Raw genomic sequence first — 6,624 nt, forward strand, 5'->3', positions numbered from 1 at the left:
CCTTTAATGAAACTTAATCTCTTAATGGTTTTAATTGAATTGATTTAGGGATACTGAAACTTTTCAGTTTTATGTTCTCTTGGGTTAAAGCATAGCTGCGCAAAATTTTCCGACTTTGCGTAACGGCGAAATGAAAGAAAAAAAAATAACCCCCGTATATCGAGGGTTAGATCATTAGTTTAAAACTGAACTTAATTTCTTACTTTCGCAACAGTTTGACTGTTTTTGACGCTGTATCAGTAGTTACTTTCGCAAAATAAATACCGCTGCTCAATTTGGAAGCGTTAACTTTCAATTCATTTCCTGTAACAGACTTGGACATAATTACTTTCCCTGTAATATCCATGATTTGTACGGATTTCATATTTTCGTTAGCAACTTTGAAGTTCCAGCTATCATTTGTAGGATTTGGATACACTACCAACGACGCAGTATCGAGGTCAACAACTGAAAGCGTCGAAGTAAATTCGAACGCTCCTGTAAGAATGTTGAAGGCTACGTCATAAGTCCCTGCAGGTGAAATAACGATATCACCTCCAATTTGTATCTGTGCTGTGCCGATTGGAAAAGTACTCGCCCCCCATTGGCGCTCCCAGGCATTATCAGCACGGAATTTTACCGGTCCTTCCGTTAAAGTAATGCCATTCAGTGTATAATGAATCCCATCTGTTGTTGTCAACTGGTGAGGGTCAACCTCTTCAGGTGTTCCCGCCGGCCATCCGCCTGGTGTAGCAGCTCCAACCAACGATATGCCTGCAAATGAAAAAGTATAAAATGGAGGTGAACCTTTTGAGAAAAATACGTCGTAATTACCCGCAGTCGGAATATTGATGTAATCTGAATCAAGAAGCGCTGCTCCTACAGGAAACGTGTTTCCGCCCCAGTTGTTCGTAGTTGTCCACATGTGGTCGTGTCGGAATTTAAAAAATCCCGGAACCAACTGAACACCAACATAGCTGTAATTTACGCCGTCATTGGTAAACATATCGGTGTCATCAGTATCGCCACCAGGTGTTGCCGAGCCAATCATCCCCAATACGGGAAACGCGGTCTGGTCAATCGAAAAGGTATAGGCTCCTGTGGTACTGTTGAAAGTGACGTCATACACGCCGACTTTCGAGATGATGTCGCCGCCGTCAGCGGTCGCTGTACCTGCAGTAAAGTTCTGCGGGCCGTTTACACCCCAGTTATACGGTAGTGTCCAGGAATTATTTCCCCTGAATTTTATTCTTCCGGCAGATACTACTAAATTATCGTAAGTCCAGTGTACATGATCTGAAGTACTCATTTGTCTGGCATCCACTTCTCCCGGCACTCCGCTTGGCCATCCGCCCACACCGTCACCTACAATGGCAATTGATGCCGGCTGATTTTCTGCGGATTCATTACTGAAGTACACGTTATCAATGTATACATTGGCATCACTGCTCGCTAAAATCAATTGGGCAATATGCCCTTTGGTCACTAATGAAGTAAATGCGGAAAGAGGGATATGGTATGTAATCCATTGCGCGCTAGCGGGTGTAGTATAAGTAATTTCATGTTCAACGTTATCACCGCCGCCGAAGGTACCATCTGCACCAAGATCTACGAGTTTTACCTTGAAAACTGTAAAGTTATGCGACCATACATTCATGTTAAGATGTGTCATCCCGTTAACATTCAGTGGATTTGTAACCGTTTCTATCCCAACATAATTAAGGTTTGTATATTTCTTTGTGTCATTTCCGGCAATCTGAAGATCAGTTAGCCCAACCTGCGCAGGTGTCCAGGATGTTTTCCAAGTGTCTACCGGAACATTGGTGTATACGTTACTATACATTGATATGACGCTGGATTGCGGCAATGTTGGATCCGGAGCGGCGGTTAGAGGAGCGGTAAGTGCCAACGTCGTAAAGCTTTCCCCCTGAATCCATACTGGATCTCCGGAACAGATACTGGCAACCCACCAATAGTAGGTAGTATCTGGCAAAAGACCTGTTAAAATCGCTGAAGGTATATTCGCATCATTGATGGCGCCATCGGTACCACCGAGGACGTTGCTGGTATTGTAGAGATATAGATAACCTGCTCCCGCGGTCTGATACCATTGGATTTTTGCGCTGGTGGCGGTAATGTTGTTCGTATTAAGATTTGTTGGAGGATTGCAACCTGAAGCGCCGCAAATGATTGCATCGCCAAGATCTGGGTTTGTACCCTGGTATCCATTGCCCAGTTGTGCATGCGTATTGGATCCCCAGCCATAGATGGCACCATTGGTTTTGCGCGCAAAATTAAAATCTACTGACGTATCAAACGATTCCCAATCTGTTGCAGTATCTACCTGGCCCGGAGACGTTCTCGTTGAGGTGGATAAACTCAGGTTTCCTTGTTGTCCGGTGACATTCGATCCCCAGCTCCATAGTGTCCCGTTCGTTTTTGTTGCAATATTATGGTCCCTTCCTGCTTTAACCGATTTCCAGTTTGTATCCGTACCAGCCTGGGTTGGTACAAGCACTGATAATGTTTGAGTACCGTTGCCCACTTCACCGTGCTGGTTATGCCCCCAACCCCATACGGTTCCGTTCAATTTAAGCCCTGCAGAATGCTCGTAGCCGGCGTTTGCCTCAGTCCAATTGGTCGCCGTCGTAATTTGGGTTGGAATTGTTTTATCGACTGTAGTACCGTCGCCCAATTGCCCTAGGTTATTTCTACCCCACGCCCATAAGGTACCATTCGTTTTTACGCCGATGGTATGCGCAAATCCTCCGGTCACCATTTTCCAGTTTGTTGCGGTTCCGATTTGTATGGGAATGTTTTGGCTTACATTGGTACCATCTCCGAGCTCATAGAAGGAATTTTGTCCCCAGGCCCATAAGGTACCATCTGATTTTATAGCAAATGTATTGTCGTAATTGGCAGACACATAGACCCAATTCGTTGCGGAGCCCACCTGGACGGGAACTGTCTTGTCGGTATTTGTTCCATCGCCCAAGTTGCCGTAATAGTTTTGTCCCCAGGTCCATAATGTTCCATCACTTTTTATTCCAGCAGCATGATTCCAACCCGCTGACACCGTGACCCACGTATTATCCTCACTGGTTTGCTTTGGCCAATATGAAATTGACGTTGTAGGGGATCCGTCGCCTAACTGTCCGTATGGGTTTCTTCCCCAGGACCATAAAGTTCCGTCGTCACGGATGGCAATCGTAAAATCGTTGCCTGCGCTGACTTTCTGCCAGCATTGGGCGAAAAATGGCGTACTTACCGTCAATAGTAAAATAGTAATGATTTTCTTCATTCGTTTCTGATCTAAAATTATATAAAGGGTTAAAAATTCAAATTTGTGTAAACGCTACTGGTTATGGTTATCTACATAAAAAAAGCCTGAACGGTTGATGACTACAATTCATTTCTTTTCAAAAATATACATTAAAAAGATCGATCCTGAACTTCTGATAAAAATAGTTAACAAAATTCATTTCCATTTCGCTACAGCACGTATCCTTTCGCGTGGTATCACAAACACCCAGCTGGCAAGATTTGTAATCCATGTTCGCAACGATACACACGATGGATAGTGCTGAATTTCGTTATATGCCCATAAGCATATAAAAGGATTCCACCCATAAATGTATCCTTCCAAACGTACAACCCACAACCGTTCTACACAATACCCGCTACGGGGTATTTTTTAAAGCAGGCAGCAGACTAACCCCGCTCCGCAAAGTTTACCGCATGCTGCGCAATAGCCTTCAGCTTTACACAACCCCCAACACCCCACACCCAAAATCCCCCAACCCCATCAAATTCCCATTGAGTTCCTGGTAAAACCGCACGCAGCCAATCCCCAGCAGCATGCCGTTGCCTTCAGGCAGCATGTCCGGAGTAAAATGGAACGAAGTATTTCCGGCATCCCGCGGCAGGAGCAGGGGAGGGCAGAGCGCCATCTGGTGCTCAAGCGTCTCAAAATCAAACCGTAGCACGCCATAATGGATTTCCACATGCGTGGCGCCTGCCGGGAACCGCGCCACATCAGTAGAGAAATCCGCTACCGCATACGCACATGTCGCGGCATCAAAGGCGCCCGATGTGCCCAGCAGTTGCTCAAAACTGTATTTAGGGGAAAATGCAAATTCACGCAGCAACCGCTGGCCCGCAGCAGTCTGCATCCCAAGGCCCACTTTGCGCTGCCCCCGTGCCGAAACGCCGTCGTGCGTCTTGATCTCCTGCAGCAGCGTCATCATCCTGCCATGCAGCGTCGCGTCTTTGTAGTGGTGTAAAAACGGGTTCAGCGCAAGCCGCAAGGCTTTCTTCGCCTTCGAACACATCCCAAACTCGGAAGCGTTTTCCCGCACCCGCACCATCGTCGGGCTGTTCTTGATTTTCTTGCTGTCAAATCCGCCACCCGCGATCCGCACAAACGGCTTCCCCTTCCGGTAAAAAAAATTGAATCCGCCAATCGTTCCGGACAATTTCACGACACTTTCCTGCTTTGCCATAGTTTCATTGGTTTACCCGCAACGCTGCACCACACCGGTACCCGCGGGACATTAATAGGGTACCAATATACCACTAATTCCGTAATATAATAACTTTAAAGTGTATTTATAGCGTATATATAGCGTATATATAGCGTGTTTATAGCGTATTATAAGTACTGAATATGTTTTGTTGATAGCCATTATAGTACCCTCCTGAGCCTGACAAAAGGGCTGTTTTTTCGGTTTAAACCCATTACCGGCCGTCTGGCACACTTTTTATACGATGCATAAGGAATATAAAAACACCCCGGAACAGGGCATACCCCAAAGCGGTTTTTCGAAGCTGCCGAGGGGGATCGCGCGAAGCCGCTGCAGATGCAAACCGGGGTGCCCAATACAACTCATGGAAACAACAACAAAGAAAGTCGCCTACTCGATACTGGAACTCGCCATCGTAGCAAAGGGCATCACAATAGATCAGACGTTAAAGAACAGCATCGGCCTGGCCCAAAAAGCAGAGGACATGGGGTACCGCCGGCTATGGCTGGCAGAACACCACAACATGGCGCACGTAGCCAGCGTGGCCACACCCATACTCATCGGCCTGATCGCGGCCAACACCCAAACGATCCGCGTAGGGTCTGGTGGGATCATGCTGCCCAACCACGCGCCATTGATTGTGGCAGAGCAGTTCGGTACCTTAGGCAGGTTGTATCCAAACCGCATCGATCTGGGGTTGGGCAGGGCACCGGGTACCGACCAGCTGACCGCACAGGCGATACGGAGAGACAGAATGCAGTCCGTCCACAATTTCGGGGGAGAGATCGCCCAAATACAGCAATACTTTTCAAAGGATAACGAATGGGCACAGGTGCGTGCCGTCGTTGCTGAAGGGGTCGACGTACCGCTGTACATTTTAGGATCGAGCCTCGACAGCGCACACCTGGCTGCCAAAATGGGACTGCCGTATGCATTCGCAAGCCATTTTGCCACGGGACTGCTGTTGGAAGCGCTGGATATTTACCGAAAGGAGTTCCAACCCTCTGCCTACCTAGACAAGCCTTACACCATGGCCGGTGTGAACGTGATTGCCGCCGATACGGATGAGGAAGCGGAAAGGAACTTTACCTCGGTAATCCGCATGTTCCTGGGGATACTGACGGGTAAAAGGGAGCCACTACAGCCCCCCATGGAAATGACCGATGAACTGATGATGATCCAGCACAACCCTGCCGTGCGCGATATGCTGAAATATTCGTTTGTGGGTAGGAAGGAAGCCGTAGCGAAGCAGTTGGACAAGTTCCTGAAAGACACCGGCGTAGACGAACTGATGGTGGTGTCCAACCTGCATGGGCATGAGGACAGGATCCATTCATACCAAATCCTGTCGGAAATCATAAAAGAACGGAATGCATCCGTATAGGGTGCCTATTCAGTATATTAAGTGGTAAATCGATATAAAGAAAATAGGGTTTTTATCACTGCCCCTTCATGGGGCTTGTGATGCGGTACGAAGCAGGCAGTAGCAGACGGGCCCAAACGGCCCACTGTGACTAAGACTTGCACGACCTACTTTCCAATACAAAAGTTCGCAAAGATATTCCCCAGCAGCTCGTCATTCGTAACCTGCCCCGTAATCTCCCCAAAATGGTACAACGCCTCCCGGATATCAATTGCCATCAGGTCTGACGACAGGTTCATCTGCAGCCCGTGGTTTACCTTCTGTATCTCTTCCAGGGCTTTTAATAAAGAATCATAATGCCTGGTGTTCGTCACAATCGTCTCGTTGTTGCGCAACGCACCCGTATTGACAAATGACAGCAACCTGTCTTTCAGTTCCTCGACCCCCGTACCTTCCTTCGCCGACAGGAACAGCATCTCTGGTATTCCGGCGGCAATGGCATGCTTTTGTGCTTCAGTAAGCTTATCAGCTTTATTTCCTACAATCAACAACGGCTTCAACGGAAACTGGTTCCTGATCTTCCCAATCTCTATTACTGCATTTTCAAGCTCATTATTAATTCTTAATTCCTCATTATTAATTATTAATTCTTCATTACTAGTTGTCAGCTCCTCATTATTAATTATTAATTCTTCATTACTAGTTGTCAGCTCCTCATTATTAATTATTAATTCTTCATTATTAGTTGTCAGTTCCTCA

3 protein-coding genes and 1 pseudogene are annotated in these 6,624 nt (G+C 47.0%); 1 reads left to right on the forward strand and 3 read right to left on the reverse strand.

Annotation, left to right across the window (positions count from 1 at the left end):
• Nucleotides 1–199: 199 nt before the first annotated feature.
• Both CFE23_RS08375 and CFE23_RS08380 read right to left on the reverse strand, forming a co-directional pair.
• Complete coding sequence (locus tag CFE23_RS08375; protein WP_291086694.1) at nt 200–3,280, reverse strand: T9SS type A sorting domain-containing protein; 3,081 nt, start codon at nt 3,278–3,280, stop codon at nt 200–202.
• 460 nt (nt 3,281–3,740) lie between these two features.
• The gene (locus CFE23_RS08380) at nt 3,741–4,481 is read right to left on the reverse strand and encodes a hypothetical protein (RefSeq protein ID WP_291086696.1); all 741 of its coding nucleotides are present in this window, start codon (nt 4,479–4,481) and stop codon (nt 3,741–3,743) included.
• A 385-nt stretch (nt 4,482–4,866) separates the two neighbouring features.
• Between CFE23_RS08380 and CFE23_RS08385 the strand changes: the two genes are divergently transcribed.
• A complete protein-coding gene (locus CFE23_RS08385; protein ID WP_291086698.1) occupies nt 4,867–5,886 on the forward strand; it encodes an LLM class flavin-dependent oxidoreductase in 1,020 nt (339 codons plus the stop codon).
• A gap of 146 nt (nt 5,887–6,032) precedes the next feature.
• Here the strand turns inward: CFE23_RS08385 and CFE23_RS08390 are convergent.
• A pseudogene (locus CFE23_RS08390) lies at nt 6,033–6,624 on the reverse strand (hypothetical protein); the annotation flags it as partial.

The organism is Flavobacterium sp. BFFFF1, from assembly GCF_002256285.1.
Lineage (GTDB): Bacteria > Bacteroidota > Bacteroidia > Flavobacteriales > Flavobacteriaceae > Flavobacterium.